General features: G+C 54.7%; 17 protein-coding genes. 13 read left to right on the top strand and 4 right to left on the bottom strand.

What is annotated here, in order from left to right:
* Positions 1-31 precede the first annotated feature (31 nt).
* Complete coding sequence (gene mtnK / locus AC2FCQ_RS20280) at positions 32-1,231, top strand: S-methyl-5-thioribose kinase (RefSeq protein WP_404760225.1); 1,200 nt, start codon at positions 32-34, stop codon at positions 1,229-1,231.
* Positions 1,232-1,317: 86 nt separating this feature from the next.
* Here the strand turns inward: mtnK and AC2FCQ_RS20275 are convergent, their stop codons facing one another.
* Both AC2FCQ_RS20275 and fadE read right to left on the bottom strand, forming a co-directional pair.
* On the bottom strand, positions 1,318-1,470 hold the full coding sequence (locus AC2FCQ_RS20275) for a Hok/Gef family protein (protein ID WP_404760224.1): 153 nt from the start codon (positions 1,468-1,470) through the stop codon (positions 1,318-1,320).
* 408 nt (positions 1,471-1,878) lie between these two features.
* On the bottom strand, positions 1,879-4,335 hold the full coding sequence (gene fadE, locus AC2FCQ_RS20270) for an acyl-CoA dehydrogenase FadE (RefSeq protein ID WP_490308938.1): 2,457 nt from the start codon (positions 4,333-4,335) through the stop codon (positions 1,879-1,881).
* Between the two features lie 245 nt (positions 4,336-4,580).
* On the opposite strand from fadE, the gene lpcA reads away from it, so the two are divergent.
* Both lpcA and AC2FCQ_RS20260 read left to right on the top strand, forming a co-directional pair.
* Positions 4,581-5,162, top strand: a complete 582-nt coding sequence (gene lpcA, locus AC2FCQ_RS20265) for a D-sedoheptulose 7-phosphate isomerase (protein ID WP_004949058.1) — start codon at positions 4,581-4,583, stop codon at positions 5,160-5,162.
* Positions 5,163-5,264: 102 nt separating this feature from the next.
* Entirely contained in the window at positions 5,265-6,071 is an 807-nt protein-coding gene (locus AC2FCQ_RS20260; RefSeq protein WP_209636775.1) for a class II glutamine amidotransferase, read from the top strand.
* Here the strand turns inward: AC2FCQ_RS20260 and dpaA are convergent.
* Positions 6,003-6,773 carry a peptidoglycan meso-diaminopimelic acid protein amidase gene (gene dpaA / locus AC2FCQ_RS20255; RefSeq protein ID WP_209636773.1) on the bottom strand — a complete coding sequence of 257 codons (771 nt, stop codon included), beginning with the start codon at positions 6,771-6,773 and terminating at the stop codon, positions 6,003-6,005. The genes AC2FCQ_RS20260 and dpaA overlap by 69 nt on opposite strands.
* A gap of 253 nt (positions 6,774-7,026) precedes the next feature.
* On the opposite strand from dpaA, the gene AC2FCQ_RS20250 reads away from it, so the two are divergent.
* From AC2FCQ_RS20250 to nqrM, 9 genes are read left to right on the top strand one after another with little or no spacing between them, the layout of a single operon-like run.
* Positions 7,027-7,347 (top strand): hypothetical protein, encoded by a 321-nt coding sequence (locus tag AC2FCQ_RS20250; RefSeq protein WP_490308940.1) that lies wholly within the window; start codon positions 7,027-7,029, stop codon positions 7,345-7,347.
* 5 nt (positions 7,348-7,352) lie between these two features.
* Positions 7,353-8,702, top strand: coding sequence for a Na(+)-translocating NADH-quinone reductase subunit A (locus AC2FCQ_RS20245; RefSeq protein WP_490308941.1), 1,350 nt, complete (start codon positions 7,353-7,355; stop codon positions 8,700-8,702).
* 3 nt (positions 8,703-8,705) lie between these two features.
* Complete coding sequence (locus AC2FCQ_RS20240; RefSeq protein WP_209636769.1) at positions 8,706-9,947, top strand: NADH:ubiquinone reductase (Na(+)-transporting) subunit B; 1,242 nt, start codon at positions 8,706-8,708, stop codon at positions 9,945-9,947.
* On the top strand, positions 9,937-10,731 hold the full coding sequence (locus AC2FCQ_RS20235; protein WP_209636767.1) for a Na(+)-translocating NADH-quinone reductase subunit C: 795 nt from the start codon (positions 9,937-9,939) through the stop codon (positions 10,729-10,731). The genes AC2FCQ_RS20240 and AC2FCQ_RS20235 overlap by 11 nt, the downstream gene beginning before the upstream one ends.
* Positions 10,724-11,353 (top strand): NADH:ubiquinone reductase (Na(+)-transporting) subunit D, encoded by a 630-nt coding sequence (locus tag AC2FCQ_RS20230; RefSeq protein ID WP_020825369.1) that lies wholly within the window; start codon positions 10,724-10,726, stop codon positions 11,351-11,353. The genes AC2FCQ_RS20235 and AC2FCQ_RS20230 overlap by 8 nt, the downstream gene beginning before the upstream one ends.
* Positions 11,354-11,359: 6 nt before the next feature.
* Positions 11,360-11,956 carry an NADH:ubiquinone reductase (Na(+)-transporting) subunit E gene (nqrE, locus tag AC2FCQ_RS20225; RefSeq protein WP_012005400.1) on the top strand — a complete coding sequence of 199 codons (597 nt, stop codon included), beginning with the start codon at positions 11,360-11,362 and terminating at the stop codon, positions 11,954-11,956.
* A gap of 15 nt (positions 11,957-11,971) precedes the next feature.
* Entirely contained in the window at positions 11,972-13,195 is a 1,224-nt protein-coding gene (nqrF, locus tag AC2FCQ_RS20220; RefSeq protein WP_037423058.1) for an NADH:ubiquinone reductase (Na(+)-transporting) subunit F, read from the top strand.
* The gene (locus tag AC2FCQ_RS20215; RefSeq protein WP_209636765.1) at positions 13,196-14,227 is read left to right on the top strand and encodes an FAD:protein FMN transferase; all 1,032 of its coding nucleotides are present in this window, start codon (positions 13,196-13,198) and stop codon (positions 14,225-14,227) included.
* 7 nt (positions 14,228-14,234) lie between these two features.
* Positions 14,235-14,462: a (Na+)-NQR maturation NqrM gene (nqrM, locus tag AC2FCQ_RS20210; protein ID WP_209636763.1), complete on the top strand. Its 228-nt coding sequence runs from the start codon at positions 14,235-14,237 to the stop codon at positions 14,460-14,462.
* Between the two features lie 37 nt (positions 14,463-14,499).
* On the opposite strand, the gene AC2FCQ_RS20205 is transcribed toward nqrM, so the two are convergent.
* Positions 14,500-15,384: a glycerophosphodiester phosphodiesterase family protein gene (locus tag AC2FCQ_RS20205; protein WP_490308942.1), complete on the bottom strand. Its 885-nt coding sequence runs from the start codon at positions 15,382-15,384 to the stop codon at positions 14,500-14,502.
* 195 nt (positions 15,385-15,579) lie between these two features.
* Here AC2FCQ_RS20205 and dinB point away from each other — a divergent pair, with 195 nt between their 5' ends.
* Complete coding sequence (gene dinB, locus AC2FCQ_RS20200) at positions 15,580-16,641, top strand: DNA polymerase IV (protein WP_490308943.1); 1,062 nt, start codon at positions 15,580-15,582, stop codon at positions 16,639-16,641.
* The last annotated feature ends 16 nt before the right edge of the window (positions 16,642-16,657 follow it).

Genomic DNA, 16,657 nt, shown 5'->3' with positions numbered 1-16,657 from the left:
GTGTCAGAGAGACAGGAAAGAGGGGTTGGGAATGTCGCACTATCGTACGTTTACTGCTGCCGATGCCGTTGAATATGCCCGCCAATATGGGCAGTTGGCCGATCCTCACGCGCTTGTTAGCGCCGACGAGATTGGCGACGGTAACTTAAACCTGGTGTTCAAGATCCGCGATCGTGACGGCTTAAGCCGGGTGATCGTCAAACAGGCGCTTCCGTACGTGCGTTGTGTGGGTGAATCTTGGCCATTGACCCTGGATCGGGCGCGTATTGAAGCGGAAACCCTGTTGATCCACGGTGGTTTTTGCCCACGGCATACGGTAAAGGTGCTTCATCACGATCCCGAGCTGGCCGTGATGGTGCAAGAAGATCTCTCTGACCACCACATTTGGCGCAGTGAATTGCTCAAGGGCAAGTATTATCCGTTGGCGGTTGGGCAATTGGCGGAATATTTGGCCCAGACCCTCTTCCATACCTCCGACTTTTATCAGTCGGCACAGCAGAAAAAGGCGGAGGTCAGCCGCTTTACCAATCCTGAACTGTGCCAGATCACCGAAGATCTATTCTTTACCGATCCTTATATTGATCATGAGCGTAATCAATTCGATGCGGCGTTGTTGCCGCAAGTAGTTGAACTGCGTAACGATGCACCGCTAAAACTGGCGGTAGCCGGGTTGAAGCATCGCTTCTTGAGCAAGGCAGAAGCGCTGCTGCATGGCGATATTCACAGCGGCTCGATTTTTGTCGCAGAAGGTAAACTGAAGGCGATAGATGCCGAGTTTGGTTTCTACGGCCCGATCGGCTTTGACGTCGGCAGCGTGCTGGGGAACCTGTTGTTGAATTACTGCGGTTTGCCGGGACTTCTCGGGGCGCGTGACGCCGCCGCAGGGCGCGAGCAGCGTTTACAAGATGTGCGCGAGCTTTGGCTGATTTTCTCCGATCGTTTCCTGGCATTATGTCACCAACAGACCCGTGAACTTGCGTTGGCGGTACCAGGCTATGCCGAACAGTTCCTGCAACAGGTGTGGACGGATGCGGTAGGTTACTGTGGCAGTGAGCTGATTCGTCGCACTATTGGCCTGGCACATGTTGCCGATCTGGACAGCATAGACGATACCGAGATGCGCATTGAATGTCAGCGGAATGCCTTGGGGTTGGGCCGTGCGTTGATCGTGAACGCGCCACAGATTGAGCATATTGATGCCTTACTGGCGCGTATCCGCCAGAACGGTTAGAAGCGTGGTGGATGCCGTGGGGGAGGGTGCTCATGGATCAGTCGTCAACAACCAACAGGCGGGGCGAGCCCCGCCGTTGGGTTGCCTTACCTTTCGGGTTCGTAAGCCAAAATGGCTGCAACCTCCGTGCCCCCCAGTTTGATGCGCAATTCGCATAGCGAACCGCGGGTAATCCACATCAGCGCTATCAACGTGATGCAGATAATCATCAGCCTGAGAACGACCCGTTCTTGCTGCATTTTTGACCTCCTTGTCCTTGCCTTGCGGCGGGTAAGAGGCTAACCTGATGTTGCTTAGACATGAGAGTGGCCTCGGGTTGATAATATCGACTCGGGGCCTTTCTCTTTCTTCCCCTTCGTCTTTCAAGCTGCAGCGTTGTTGGCTGCATTCGCTTACCCCGGTCACTCACCAAAGTGAGCTCGCGGGGATGCCCGAACTTGCCGCCTAGCTGCAACATGAAATCCATTGGGTTAATCCGTTGCCAAGGCTCCGGACAGAAAGATCCAGAGCACCCATCCGCAGCCTATCCAATTATTCCCAAGATTAAATTAGTCGTTTTTCAATGTTGCGAATTGCTGCGCATTTTCTAGCGGCAATAAAAAAGGGGCGATGAATTATCGCCCCCTGAGGAAATGTGATTATTGCAGTTACGCGGCTTCGGTCTGTTTCTGGCGCTTATCCAGCTTTAGCGACTTTTCCGGCTTATTGGCCGCCAGCGCATCCGGCTCGAAGTCATCAACGTTAATGGAACGCAGGCGGCTCTCTTCGGCTTTCACCAAGATCTTCGCTTCATCCGCGTTAATCTTGCCTTCTTCCAGCGCACGTTGCGCCAGGCGATCCAGTCGGGTGAACGGCAGATTCTTGCCTGCTGCCTTGCACAGACGGTCGTGAATCGGTTCGGCGGCGATCACATCAACCAGCGCGGCTTCCATCAGGCCAATTGGGTTATGCTCGCTTGGCGTCAGATACTGGCCACGGCCCAGGCGGCTACGGGTGGCAGACGGCTGTTGGAGGATCTTGGCCAACTGGTGATCCAGGCGGTCGGACGGGGCGGTATGCACACGGCCGAACGGGAAGATCACGAAGCGCATTGCACCGGCGATAAAGCGGTTCGGGAAGTTACGCAGCAGATCGTCCAACGCTTGCTCTGCCTGGTGCAGGCTGTCCTGAACGCCCCAGTGAACCAGCGGTAAATCTTCTTTTTGACGGCCTTCATCTTCAAAACGTTTCAGCGTAGCGGATGCCAGGTACATTTGGCTGAGGATATCCCCCAGACGGGCGGAGATACGCTCACGACGCTTCAGGCTACCTCCCAGAACACCCATGGATACGTCCGACAGCAGTGCCAGGTTCGCGCTCAGACGGTTCAACTGCTGATAATAGCGGCGAGTTGCGTCTTTGGTTGGTGTGCCACTGGTGCGGCCGTTCGTCAGGCCCAGCCAGAAACTGCGTACCTTGTTGCTGCCCACGTGGCCCAGGTGGCCGAACAGTGATTTGTCAAAGGCGTTCAGATCGTTCTTCTGCGCTGCTGCCATTTCGTCCAGAACGTATGGGTGGCAGCGGATAGCGCCCTGACCGAAGATCATCATGGTACGGGTCAGGATGTTCGCCCCTTCAACCGTGATGGCGATAGGTGCACCTTGATAGGCACGGGCCAGGAAGTTGGATTTGCCGAGCATGATCCCTTTACCGCCGGCGATATCCATTGCATCAATGATTGCCTGCTGGCCACGGTGGGTACAATGGTATTTCACGATAGCTGAGAGGACAGCCGGTTTTTCGCCCAGCATCAGGCCGCTGGTGATCAACGTAGCTGCTGCATCCATCACATAGGTGTTACCGGCGATGCGTGCCAACGGCTCTTCGATACCTTCCATCTTGCCAATAGAGAGTTTGAACTGACGGCGGATATGCGCGTAAGCACCAATCCCCAGCGCCATGGATTTCACGCTGCCGGTGGAGTTGGAAGGCAGCGTGATACCGCGACCGACAGACAGGCACTCAACCAGCATACGCCAGCCCTGGCCGGCCATTTTTGGCCCACCGATGATGTAATCAATGGGGACAAACACGTCATTACCGCGAGTCGGACCGTTTTGGAAGGGGACGTTCAGCGGGAAGTGACGGTTACCGATTTTCACACCTGGGGTGCTGGTTGGGATCAGCGCACAGGTGATGCCAGGAGATGCATTATCGCTGAGCAGATGGTTCGGGTCATACAGTTTGAACGCCAGGCCAAGCACAGTCGCAACCGGAGCCAGCGTGATATAGCGTTTGTTCCAGGTCAGGCGCATGCCCAAGACCTGTTCGCCTTGCCACTCGCCCATACAGACGGTGCCGACATCTGGAATAGCGCCGGCATCGGAGCCTGCTTCCGGGCTGGTCAGGGCGAAACAAGGGATCTCATCGCCACGAGCCAGGCCTGGGAGGTAGTGATTTTTCTGCTCATCAGTACCGTAGTGCTGCAACAGTTCACCTGGGCCGAGGGAGTTAGGCACGCCAACGGTGATGGCCAGGATACCGGAAACGCCGGACAGTTTTTGCAGCACGCGTGCCTGTGCATAAGGAGAGAAGTCCAGGCCGCCGTATTCTTTCTTGATGATCATCGCGAAGAAGCGGTGTTCTTTCAGATATGCCCACAGTTCCGGCGGCAAATCGGCCAGTTCATGGGTGATCTGGAAGTCGTTCGCCATACGGCAGGCTTCTTCCACTGGGCCGTCAATAAACGCCTGCTCTTCGGCGGTCAATTGCGGTTTCGGGTAGTTATGCAGCTTGTTCCAGTCCGGCGTACCGCGGAACAAGTCGCCTTCCCACCAGGTAGTACCGGCTTCGATAGCTTCCTTTTCGGTGGTGGACATAGGTGGCATTACCTTGCGGAACGCACGCAGCGCCGGGGCAGAGAGCATTGAACGACGCAATGAGGCGACGTTCAATGGCAGCAGGATAATCGCCAGCGGCAGCAGCATCCAAAAGGTCCACAGACCAATGGCGCCCATAGCAGCGGTGTATGCCAGAAGAATAAGGCTACTGAGGGTGAGGTTCACTCGGTGATAAAACACCACACCAATGAGTGCCAGCAAAACAACAATACTAAGAACCATCATAAGAAGCTCCAAAGTGGCAAGAGGTCTGACCTGTTGTGTGTATGTAATAGGTTTTAGTACAACGCCATATTTTTATCAATGCATTTACAGTTTAATTACAACTTAAGTCACAAACTGACCGCATCAATAATCAAAAACCTCATTGGTGCCTCAACCGCGGTGCTGTTTAACTCACAGTGCTTCTCGGTTTTTCCCCGATCCGTTACACTGCGGGGCGGAAGATTGACGATAACAAGAGGTTCCTCATGTACCACGACCTTATTCGTAGTGAACTGAACGAAGCGGCCGATACCCTGGCAAAATTTATCAATGACGACGCCAATATCGACGCGATTCAACGTGCAGCGGTGCTGCTGGCCGATTCCTTTAAAGCCGGTGGGAAAGTTATCTCCTGCGGCAACGGCGGCTCCCACTGTGACGCCATGCACTTTGCCGAAGAGCTGACGGGCCGCTACCGTGAAAACCGTCCGGGCTATCCGGCGATTGCCATTTCCGACGTTAGCCACTTGTCCTGCGTCAGCAACGATTTCGGCTATGAGTACGTGTTTTCACGCTATGTGGAAGCGGTAGGCCGTGAAGGTGACGTATTACTGGGCATTTCCACCTCCGGCAACTCCGGCAATATCATTAAAGCTATCGAAGCGGCGCGTGCGAAGGGAATGAAAGTGATCACCCTTACCGGCAAAGATGGCGGCAAAATGGCGGGTTCCGCCGACGTGGAAATCCGTGTGCCGCACTTCGGCTATGCCGACCGCATTCAGGAAATCCATATCAAAGCGATTCACATCTTGATTCAACTGATCGAAAAAGAGATGGTTAAGGCGTAATAGCTGCTGAGGGGCCCCTGGTCCCTCATTAATTATAGTACGGGTACCGCCTACTGCACCCGTATAGATAGACGGTGTCAGTGTGGTTAAGGAGTGCTGGCGATGTGTGAACTGCTCGGGATGAGCGCAAACGTACCGACCGATATTTGCTTTAGCTTTACCGGGTTGGTTCAGCGCGGTGGCCGTACAGGGCCACATAAAGATGGTTGGGGCATTACCTTCTACGAAGGGAACGGTTGCCGCACGTTTAAGGATCCCCAGCCGAGTTTCGACTCGCCGATAGCACGCCTGGTGCAAGAATACCCCATCAAATCCTGCGCGGTGGTCTCGCATATCCGTCAGGCCAATCGCGGTGAAGTTTCGCTGGAAAATACCCACCCGTTCACCCGTGAACTCTGGGGACGTAATTGGACCTACGCACACAATGGCCAGCTGAAAGGCTACCGCCAGCTGGAAACCGGCACTTTTCGCCCGGTTGGTCAGACCGACAGTGAGTACGCTTTCTGCTGGTTGCTGCACCAGCTTTCACTTAAATACCCGCGCACCCCTAGCCGTTGGCCACCGGTCTTCCGTTATATCGCTCTGCTGGCGGATCAACTGCGTCAGAAAGGGGTATTCAATATGCTGCTGTCGGATGGGCGCTTTGTGATGGCCTATTGCTCTACCAATCTGTATTGGATTACGCGTCGCGCACCTTTTGGTAAAGCGACGCTGCTCGATCAGGATGTAGAGATTGATTTTCAGCAGCAGACCACACCTAACGATGTGGTCACGGTGATCGCCACCCAGCCACTGACGGCGAATGAAACCTGGCACAAGATTGCACCAGGCGAATTCGCGCTATTTCACTTCGGTGAGCGGCTTGGCCTGAGCGAAGGGATTGGTACTGACAGCGGGAGCCGTGGTTGACGCATATTGCGTCATCTGGCTGCTGCTCAGCACGGGTTGGCCCAGCACGTACTGACCGTTGGCTACGCTGACCATCGGCGGCTGATGGTTTTTGACGAAGTAGTCGTAGCCTGGCTTCAACTGACGCCAGAAGGCGATGTAGTTGGATGAGCCGTGTCGTTTCAGGTTCTGATCGGTCATGCGGAACGGATAGATACTGATATCAATCCGGCTCTGGCCGTAAGCGAATGCAGCTTCGACGTAACGGTAAATCTCGTCCATATACGTGTTGGTCATCGCATAACAACCAATCGATTTACATTCACCGTGGATCATCAGATAAGCGCCGGAATACCCCTGTGATTTATCGTAATCATTAGGGAAACCGATATTTATTGCCCGATAATACTTACTGTCGGGTTTCAGATGACGTGCGTCAACGCTATAAAAGCCTTCTGGACTTTTAAAGTCACCTTCACGGCGTTTTGGGCCGAGGCCGCCGGAGAAATTACAGATTTGGAAAGACTTTACCAAGCGGAATTCGTTGCCCATTTTGGCATACAATTCCAGCGTGCGTTCTTCTTTGAAAATCTGAATATAGACCGGTGAACCGACTAATTGCTGTTTAACTACCGGAACCTCGGGAACCTGCTCGCTGGCGCTGCAGGCCGTGATCATCGGCATAGAAAAAAGCATCGCAAACAACAGTGCGATTTTTCTCATTATTATTCCTGCTTATATTTATCTGCTGGCTCAATGTTCATGGCCAACATGCCACTGATTATTGTTTTACGGTCTTAAAACACCGTCAGATTACCAGTGTGTTCTATTTTAGCAATATGCGATATGTATAAAAAAACTACAAACTTCGATAAAAGTGAATCGACAGGCAGATTTTAACGATTAGTGATGTAAAAGGGCCAAAATTTAATTGCGTTTGCTTGACTCAGGTCACTGCCCAACGCAGAAAAATGTTGTGGAAAATGTTAATATTCCGTCTCGAATAAACCTGCTGTTAGGGTCGCAGAGCAGAGGTGTTGATGTTATCACCCTGTCTAGTATGTGGACATTCGGCGGCAGCAAAATATTAACAGCGTTTTTATCGCGCCAAAAATGGATGCAGGAGTTAATCGACGGAATGTACGTGACCCCATTTTGTCAGTGCGCAAGATTTCATGTTGAGCGTGATGCCGTTGCGCCCAACCCAGAGGCTGTTGATGCAGCCTCATCATCCAGGCATCGTCAGCACCAGCCTCTGGGGCCGGTAAGACGTGTGAAACTAACCAACATCGTATAAATCCTATGATTAAAATCAGAAAAGGGTTAGATCTGCCCATTGCCGGAGCACCGATTCAGGCGATTCAGGACGGCCCAATAATTCAGCATGTCGCCCTGCTTGGGGAAGAGTACGTCGGAATGCGCCCGTCCATGCTGGTGCAGGAAGGCGATACCGTGAAGAAAGGTCAGGCGCTGTTCGAAGATAAAAAGACCCCTGGGGTTTTCTTCACCGCGCCCGCCAGTGGCCGTATTGTGGCCATCAACCGTGGTGAGCGGCGCGTATTGCAGTCGGTTGTGATCGCTGTTGAGAACGGCGGTGATGATCAACTGGCGTTTGCTCATTACCCCGTAGCTGAGCTGGCCATGCTGCCGCGTGAACAGGTCGAAAGCGAACTGCTCGCCAGCGGTTTGTGGACCGCGCTGCGCACCCGGCCGTTCAGTAAAACACCGGCTCCCGGTACCACCCCACGTGCAATTTTCGTCACCGCAATGGATAGCCAGCCGCTGGCTGCCGATCCGCAGGTGATCATTGCCGAGCAGCTAGCGGCGTTCAACGCTGGGCTGGCGGTATTGGCGCGTATGACCGACGGCAAGGTGCATGTTTGTCACACTGCCGGCGCGAACCTGGGTAAACAGCCCGATGCGCAGGTCACCTATAACGAGTTCGCCGGCCCGCACCCTGCGGGGCTGGTGGGGACTCATATTCATTTCCTCGAACCGGTCAGTTTGAAAAAGACCGTCTGGCATATCGGCTACCAGGACGTGATTGCCATTGGCACGTTGTTCACCACAGGCAAGCTCGATACTCGTCGAGTAGTTGCGTTGGCTGGACCGCAGGTGGAAAACCCCGTGCTGCTGCGTACCCGTCTGGGCGCCAGCCTCGATGAACTGACAGCAGGCCGTTTGAAAGCCGGTGAAAACCGCGTGATTTCTGGCTCAGTGTTGAGCGGGACGCATGTCGCCGGGCCGAACGCCTACCTTGGCCGTTTCCACTCGCTGGTTTCTGTACTGCAGGAAGGGCGCAATAAAGAGTTATTCGGTTGGATCGCACCGTCGCCGGATAAGTTTTCCATCACCCGCACCACGCTGGGCCACTTCCTGAAGAACAAACTGTTTGCCTTCTCGACCACCACCCACGGCGGTGAGCGTGCAATGGTGCCGATCGGTAACTATGAGCGCGTCATGCCACTGGATATCCTGCCGACGCTGCTGCTGCGTGATCTGTTGGCGGGTGACAGCGACAGTGCACAGGCGTTGGGGTGTCTGGAACTGGACGAAGAAGATCTGGCGCTATGCACCTTCGTTTGCCCCGGCAAGTATGAATACGCTCCGGTGCTGCGCGACGTGCTGACCAAGATTGAGCAGGAAGGATAACCGATGGGCCTGAAGAATTTTTTTGACAAGATAGAGCATCACTTCACTCCGGGCGGCAAGCTGGAGAAGTGGTACCCGCTATTTGAAGCGACGACGACGGTGTTTTACACCCCAGGTCTGGTAACGCGCGGCGCTTCACACGTGCGCGATGCCATCGATCTGAAACGTATGATGATCCTGGTGTGGCTGGCGGTATTCCCTGCGATGTTCTGGGGTATGTACAACGTCGGTCAACAGGCCATCCCGGCCCTGCACCACCTTTACAGTGGCGATCAGCTGCAACAGGTGCTGGCGGGCGATTGGCACTACCGGCTTGCGCAATGGCTGGGGGCGTCCCTGGCGGCGGATGCCGGCTGGATCAGTAAAATGGTGCTGGGTGCCTGTTACTTCCTGCCGATCTATGCCGTGGTGTTCCTGGTCGGCGGCTTTTGGGAAGTGCTGTTTGCCATCATTCGCAAGCATGAGATTAACGAAGGTTTCTTCGTCACTTCGATTCTGTTTGCGCTGATCGTGCCACCAACGCTGCCCTTATGGCAGGCCGCACTGGGTATTACCTTTGGTGTGGTGGTCGCGAAAGAGATATTTGGCGGCACCGGGCGTAACTTCCTTAACCCGGCGTTAGCAGGGCGTGCGTTCCTGTTCTTCGCTTACCCGGCACAGATTTCTGGTGATCTGGTGTGGACCTCTGCTGACGGCTTCTCCGGCGCAACGCCGCTGGCGCAGTGGAGCGTGGGTGGGGCGCATAGCCTGAGCAACGTGGCGACCGGCCAGTCTATCAGTTGGATGGATGCTTTCCTCGGTAACATCCCCGGTTCAGTTGGTGAAGTCTCTACGCTGATGATCCTGCTTGGTGGCGCAATAATTCTGTTTGGTCGCGTGGCGTCCTGGCGCATTGTCGCCGGCGTGATGCTGGGCATGATGGCGACGGCCTTCTTGTTCAATTCCATCGGTTCTACCACCAACCCGCTGTTTGCTATGCCGTGGTACTGGCATCTGGTGTTGGGCGGTTTTGCCTTCGGCATGATCTTTATGGCCACCGACCCGGTTTCTGCCTCGTTTACCAACAAAGGCAAATGGTGGTACGGCATTCTGATTGGCGTGATGTGCGTGCTGATTAGGGTTGTCAATCCAGCCTACCCGGAAGGCATGATGCTGGCGATTCTGTTCGCCAACCTGTTCGCGCCGCTGTTCGATTATCTGGTGGTGCAGGCCAACATCAAGCGGAGAAAAGCCCGTGGCGAATGAATCTAAAAACGACAGCATCGGTAAAACGCTGCTGGTGGTACTGCTGCTGTGCCTGGTGTGTTCTGTGGTGGTGGCGGGTTCCGCTGTCGGCCTGAAGTCCAAACAGCAGGAACAGAAGTTGCTCGACAAACAGCGCAATATCCTTGACGTGGCAGGCTTGCTGCAACCGAAGATGGAAGGTGAGCAGGTTAAAGCGTTGTTCACACAACGTATCGAACCACGTTTGCTGGATTTAAACAGCGGTGAGTTTGTGACGGGCAAGGCGGCTGCGTTCGATTTGGCTGCGGCATTGCGTGACGACAGTAAAAGCGCGGCACTGCCGGCAGCTCAGGATCCGGCAGGTATCAAACGCCGCAGCAATCAGGCAGAGATTTACCTGGTGCGTGACGATAGCGGTGCGGTGAATAAAATTGTCCTGCCTGTCTACGGCACTGGCCTGTGGTCGATGATGTACGCCTTTGTTGCGTTGGATAACGACGGTAACACGGTGAAAGGGATCACTTACTACCAGCAAGGGGAAACTCCGGGGCTGGGTGGTGAGGTTGAGAATGCCAGCTGGCGTCAGCAGTGGATCGGTAAAAAGCTGTTTGATGACAACGGGCAGCCGGCGATCCGCGTAGTGAAAGGCGGGGCGCGTCAGGGGGATGAACACGGGGTGGACGGCTTGTCCGGCGCCACGCTGACTTCCAACGGCGTGCAGCATACTTTTGACTTCTGGTTGGGCGAGCACGGCTTTGGCCCGTTCCTGAAAAAAGTTCGTGAGGGAGCGCTGAAAAATGGCTGATTCCAAAGAGATTAAACGGGTCCTTTTGGGGCCGTTGTTCGACAACAACCCGATCGCCCTGCAGGTGCTTGGGGTCTGTTCTGCGTTGGCCGTGACCACCAAGCTGGAGACGGCCGTGGTGATGACCATTGCAGTGACGCTGGTAACGGCGTTCTCCAGCTTCTTTATTTCACTGATCCGCCACCATATTCCAAACAGCGTGCGCATCATCGTGCAGATGGCGATTATCGCGTCATTGGTCATCGTGGTCGATCAGCTGTTGCGTGCCTATGCGTTCGAGATCTCCAAGCAGCTGTCGGTGTTTGTCGGCTTGATCATCACTAACTGTATCGTGATGGGGCGCGCCGAGGCCTATGCCATGAAGTCGCCGCCCATCGAGAGTTTCATGGACGGTATCGGCAACGGGCTGGGCTACGGGGTGATCCTGGTGTTGGTCGGTTTCCTGCGTGAGCTGTTCGGGTCTGGCAAGTTGTTTGGCATTCCCGTGCTGGAAACGGTGCAGAACGGCGGCTGGTATCAGCCAAACGGCCTGTTCCTGCTGGCACCGAGTGCGTTCTTTATCATCGGCCTGCTGATTTGGGCGCTTCGCACCCTGAAACCAGCGCAGATCGAAAAGGAGTAATGGCCGATGGAACATTATATCAGCCTGTTTGTACGCGCAGTGTTCGTTGAGAACATGGCGTTGGCGTTCTTCCTGGGGATGTGTACCTTCCTGGCCGTGTCGAAGAAGGTATCGACCGCTTTTGGTTTGGGCATCGCGGTGACCTTGGTGCTCGGGATCTCCGTACCGGTGAACAACCTGGTCTACAACCTGATCCTGCGTGACGGCGCGCTGGTGGAAGGTGTTGATCTGAGCTTCCTTAACTTCATCACCTTTATCGGCGTCATTGCAGCGCTGGTACAGATTTTGGAGATGATCCTCGATCGCTTCTTCCCGTCGCTGTACAACGCACTCGGTATTTTCCTGCCATTGATCACAGTGAACTGCGCCATTTTCGGTGGCGTTTCCTTTATGGTGCAACGTGACTACAACTTTGCCGAATCGGTCGTGTACGGCTTCGGCTCCGGCACTGGCTGGATGTTGGCGATTGTCGCGATGGCGGGTATCCGCGAAAAACTCAAGTATGCCAATGTCCCCGCTGGGTTACGCGGTCTGGGCATTACCTTTATCACCACCGGGCTGATGGCGTTGGGCTTTATGTCCTTCTCCGGTGTTCAGTTGTAAAGGCGGGAAGAAGATATGGAAATTATTTTAGGCGTCGCGATGTTTACCGGCATCGTCATGGTGCTGGTGCTGCTCATCCTGTTCGCCAAATCAAAACTGGTGAACACCGGTGACATCGCGGTGGAAGTTAACGGCGATCTGGACAAAAGCTTTACCGCTCCGGCGGGTGACAAGCTGCTGAATATGCTCTCCAGCCAGGGGATCTTCGTTTCGTCCGCTTGTGGCGGCGGGGGATCTTGCGGCCAGTGTCGTGTCGTGATCAAAGAGGGCGGCGGCGATATCCTGCCGACCGAGCTGTCACACATCAACAAGCGTGAAGCGAAAGAAGGCTGTCGATTGGCCTGTCAGGTGAATGTGAAGCAGAACCTGAAAATCGAGTTACCGGAAGAGATCTTCGGCGTGAAGAAATGGGAGTGCGAGGTTATCTCCAATGATAACAAAGCCACCTTTATCAAAGAGCTGAAGCTGAAAATTCCTGACGGTGAAGACGTGCCGTTCCGCGCAGGTGGGTTTATCCAGATTGAAGCGCCGGCACACGACATCAGCTACGCCGATTTTGACGTACCGGACGAGTACCGTGGCGACTGGGACAAGTTCAACCTGTTCCGCTACCGTTCGGTGGTGAATGAAACCACCGTGCGTGCCTACTCGATGGCGAACTACCCGGATGAAAAGGGCATCATCATGCTCAACGTGCGTATCGCCACGCCACCACCGCGCGATCCGGACGTGCCACCGGGCATCATGTCTTCCTACATTTGGTCGTTGAAGGCCGGTGACAAGGTGACCATTTCCGGGCCGTTCGGCGAGTTCTTCGCCAAGGACACCGACGCAGAAATGATCTTCATCGGTGGCGGTGCGGGTATGGCACCGATGCGTTCGCATATCTTTGACCAGCTCAATCGTCTGAAGTCGAAGCGCAAAATTACCTTCTGGTACGGTGCGCGTTCACTGCGTGAAATGTTCTATGAGGACGATTTCAATCGGTTGCAGGAAGAGAACGAGAACTTCACCTGGCACGTGGCACTTTCCGATCCGCAGCCGGAGGATAACTGGACGGGTTACACCGGCTTTATCCATAATGTTCTGTTGGAAAACTATCTGCGGAATCACCCTGCGCCGGAAGATTGCGAATTCTACATGTGCGGTCCGCCAATGATGAACGCTGCGGTGATCAAGATGTTGAAAGATCTGGGTGTCGAAGACGAAAATATCATGCTCGATGACTTTGGTGGCTAAATGCGTGGATGGGCAATGAAGGGGTTAATAACGACGGTGGCGCTGAGCGCCACCCTGTTATTGACTGGCTGCGGGCCGGAGCAGGTGAATCTCGACGGTAAAACCATGGGGACGTCTTATTCGATCCGCTATGTTACCGGCGACGACACGCCGTCTGCCGCTAAAATACAGGCGGAGATCGACAAGCGGTTAGAGTTGGTCAACGATCAAATGTCTACCTACCGGCCGAATTCCGAACTGAGCCGCTTCAATGCCAGCCGCGTCGTGGATAAGCCTTTCCCGGTCTCTGCCGCGACGACCGAAGTGGTGCTGGAAGCGCTACGGATTAACCGCGTCACCGATGGCGCGCTGGACGTGACCGTCGGGCCGTTGGTCAATCTGTGGGGGTTCGGGCCAGAAGGGCGACCGGAAAAGGTACCGAGTGCTGCGGCACTGGAACAACGTCGCGCCTGGACGGGGATCGACAAGCTGTCGGTGCAGGGCAATGCGTTGGTTAAGCGCATTCCAGAGCTATATGTGGATCTCTCTTCGATCGCGAAAGGCTATGGTGTGGATGTGATTGCCCAATATCTGCAATCGCAGCAGGTTAAAAACTACATGGTGGATATTGGCGGCGAGGTGCGCACCCGTGGCCATAACGGCGAGAAAAAACCATGGCGTATTGCCATTGAGCGACCAACCGCCGGCATGGAGCAGAAAGCGCAACTGGTGATCCAACCGGGTGAGATGTCGATCGCCACCTCGGGCGATTACCGCAACTACTTCGAGCAGGGCGGCGTGCGCTATTCGCATACGATAGATCCCATCACCGGCCGGCCGATCCATCACCATTTAGTGTCGGTCACGGTGTTAAGCCCTACCTGTATGGCTGCCGATGGTTTGTCGACCGGGCTGAACGTTTTGGGGCCGGAACGCGGCATGGCGCTGGCGAACCTGATGGGGATCCCGGTGTTTATGATTGTGAAAACCGCGACTGGCTTTGAAGAGCGCTACTCCGATGCGTTTAAACCCTATTTGAACAATAACTCGTGAGGTCGCTATGTTGACCGTATTTATCGCCAGCTTCGTGTTGTTTCTGCTGATTGTCGGCGGGATGTCATTGGGCTACGTGTTCAAACGCAAAAGCCTGCAAGGCAGCTGTGGGGGGATTACCGCGCTGGGGATGGATAAAGTGTGTGATTGCCCTGAACCTTGCGATGCACGCAAGAAGCGTCTGGAGAAAGAGGCGATGCGTCAGAAGCAGTTGGACAAGCACCGGATTATTTGAATACAAGGGGCGCATGCAGCGCCCCTTTCGCTATCTGTTATTTGGCTTGGCGAAAGCTTTTCGCCTCGGCCGGTGAGTTGACCATCACGCCGTCTACACCCAACGCCAGCGCCTGTTGGTATTCCGCCGGTGAGTTAATGCCGAACAGAATAATGTGTGCAGGCCCCTGCGAACGGAAGCAGTCGATCGACTCTTTATCCCAGGTCAAAAACGCCTTGGAACGCGCTTCACCCAGCGTAAATTTCTCCACGACTTCCACTTCTCGTTTCAGTTCCAACCCGTACCAGCGCGGTTGCTGATTATCGGGTTTCAGCTCGCACTGATGTGACAGGCTGATATTTGCCAGCAGGTCGCGGGTTTCATCGCGCGTCTCAAAACGTTTGATGGCTTTCGGTAGCGCCTGCAGATAGTTGGCATCGGTGGAATACACGCGGGTGCGGTCCAGGCTGTTGGTTTTCTCCAATGTCGCCAACAGGGCTTTGCCGAATTGAACAGGGTCTGCGTCCGGCGACTTGATATCCAGATAGAAGTTGACCTTGGGGAACGCCGCCAGAATCTCATCCAACCTTGGAATGCCAATGCCTTTTCCGCGGAACGGGTGTGCCTCGCCTTGGGTGAATGACCAACCGGCATCGACTTTTGCCAACTGCGCGGCGGTAAAGGCGGAAACCAATCCCTGTTCGTTGGTCAGCGCTTTCAGATCAGAAGGGCGATACAGCACGATCGCGCCGTCTTTGGATTCCTGTAAGGTGATCCAAATGGCGTCTGCGCCGTTTTTCAGTGCCGTTTCTATAGCGACGCGGGTGTTTTCAGGCGCGTCGGCGGTGCCACCCCGGTGCGCAATAATGGCAGGGGCGGCCTGAGCGGCAATGGATATCAGAGATAAAGCAGAAGCCAACAAATAGACAGATAATGTTTTCATGTAGGGCACCATCCTGTGCGAGGCGTTATGGTTGTCAGTCACTGGGGGGATTAATTTTCACAGCGTACTATTGAAAAATTACGCTTTTTTAACAAGTCGAAGATAATTGGTTGAAACCCTGTTTTCTTCGAACTGAACCGAGGCTTGAGCTTTCTCTTTTTGCCTGTATACTTATACAGTGTTATTGGAGGCGCAATGCGTAAAATCATTCATGTCGATATGGACTGCTTCTTCGCAGCGGTAGAAATGCGCGACGATCCCAGTTTGCGTGAGATTCCGCTGGCGATCGGCGGCAGTGCCGATCGGCGCGGGGTGATCAGCACCGCCAATTATCCTGCGCGTCGTTATGGTGTGCACAGCGCGATGTCGACAGCGATGGCACTCAAGCTTTGCCCGCATCTTAAACTGCTGCCAGGCCGTATGGCTGCCTATAAAGAAGCCTCGCAACACATCCGCGAAATATTTGCGCGCTACACCCCGCTGATTGAACCGTTATCCCTGGATGAAGCCTATCTGGATGTGACCGACTGCACCCAGTGCAACGGTTCGGCGACGCTGATCGCCCAGCAAATCCGTCAGGCTATTTCCGATGAGCTAAACCTCACCGCGTCTGCCGGTATTGCCCCCATCAAGTTCCTCGCCAAGATTGCTTCAGAGCTCAATAAGCCGAATGGCCAATACGTCATCACGCCGGCACAGGTGCCGGCATTTTTACAGCAACTGCCGCTGAGCAAAATCCCCGGCGTGGGGAAGGTGACCGCAAAACGGTTGGAAGAGGTGGGGCTGATCACCTGCGCAGACGTGCAACAGTACGATCTTGCTGCTCTGTTAAAGCGCTTCGGCAAGTTTGGCCGTGTGCTGTGGGAGCGCTGCCAGGGGATAGATCTGCGTGAGGTTTCGCCAGAAAGGCTGCGTAAGTCGGTGGGGGTGGAGCGTACGCTGGCGGAAGATATCCATGACTGGGAGGAGTGTGAAACCTTGATCGTCGATAAGCTCTATCCCGAGCTGGAGACGCGGTTGCGTAAAGTGAAACCGGATCTGCACATTGCCCGCCAAGGGGTGAAGCTGAAGTTCCAGGATTTCCAGCAAACGACGCAGGAACACGTCTGGCCGGTGCTCAATAAAGACGACTTGATCAACGTGGCACGGCAGGCATGGCGCGAGCGGCGTGAAGGACGTGGGGTGCGGCTGGTCGGCTTGCACGTGACGCTGTTGGACCCGCAACTGGAGCGTCAGCTGCTGCTGCCGTGGGAATAATAAAGGCGCAATGCAA

This window comes from Serratia sp. CoH_134_PS_4 (genome assembly GCF_058190535.1).
This window is presented reverse-complemented; position numbering and strand designations above follow the sequence as displayed.

Coding starts and splice junctions, on each gene's coding strand:
- dpaA (WP_209636773.1), bottom strand. CDS start 6,773: ATGAGAAAAATCGCACTGTTGTTTGCGATGCTTTTTTCTATGCCGATG.
- AC2FCQ_RS20215 (WP_209636765.1), top strand. CDS start 13,196: ATGCGTGGATGGGCAATGAAGGGGTTAATAACGACGGTGGCGCTGAGC.
- AC2FCQ_RS20230 (WP_020825369.1), top strand. CDS start 10,724: ATGGCTGATTCCAAAGAGATTAAACGGGTCCTTTTGGGGCCGTTGTTC.
- dinB (WP_490308943.1), top strand. CDS start 15,580: ATGCGTAAAATCATTCATGTCGATATGGACTGCTTCTTCGCAGCGGTA.
- fadE (WP_490308938.1), bottom strand. CDS start 4,335: ATGATGGTTCTTAGTATTGTTGTTTTGCTGGCACTCATTGGTGTGGTG.
- mtnK (WP_404760225.1), top strand. CDS start 32: ATGTCGCACTATCGTACGTTTACTGCTGCCGATGCCGTTGAATATGCC.
- nqrM (WP_209636763.1), top strand. CDS start 14,235: ATGTTGACCGTATTTATCGCCAGCTTCGTGTTGTTTCTGCTGATTGTC.
- nqrE (WP_012005400.1), top strand. CDS start 11,360: ATGGAACATTATATCAGCCTGTTTGTACGCGCAGTGTTCGTTGAGAAC.
- AC2FCQ_RS20260 (WP_209636775.1), top strand. CDS start 5,265: ATGTGTGAACTGCTCGGGATGAGCGCAAACGTACCGACCGATATTTGC.
- AC2FCQ_RS20240 (WP_209636769.1), top strand. CDS start 8,706: ATGGGCCTGAAGAATTTTTTTGACAAGATAGAGCATCACTTCACTCCG.
- AC2FCQ_RS20245 (WP_490308941.1), top strand. CDS start 7,353: ATGATTAAAATCAGAAAAGGGTTAGATCTGCCCATTGCCGGAGCACCG.
- AC2FCQ_RS20205 (WP_490308942.1), bottom strand. CDS start 15,384: ATGAAAACATTATCTGTCTATTTGTTGGCTTCTGCTTTATCTCTGATA.
- nqrF (WP_037423058.1), top strand. CDS start 11,972: ATGGAAATTATTTTAGGCGTCGCGATGTTTACCGGCATCGTCATGGTG.
- AC2FCQ_RS20275 (WP_404760224.1), bottom strand. CDS start 1,470: ATGCAGCAAGAACGGGTCGTTCTCAGGCTGATGATTATCTGCATCACG.
- lpcA (WP_004949058.1), top strand. CDS start 4,581: ATGTACCACGACCTTATTCGTAGTGAACTGAACGAAGCGGCCGATACC.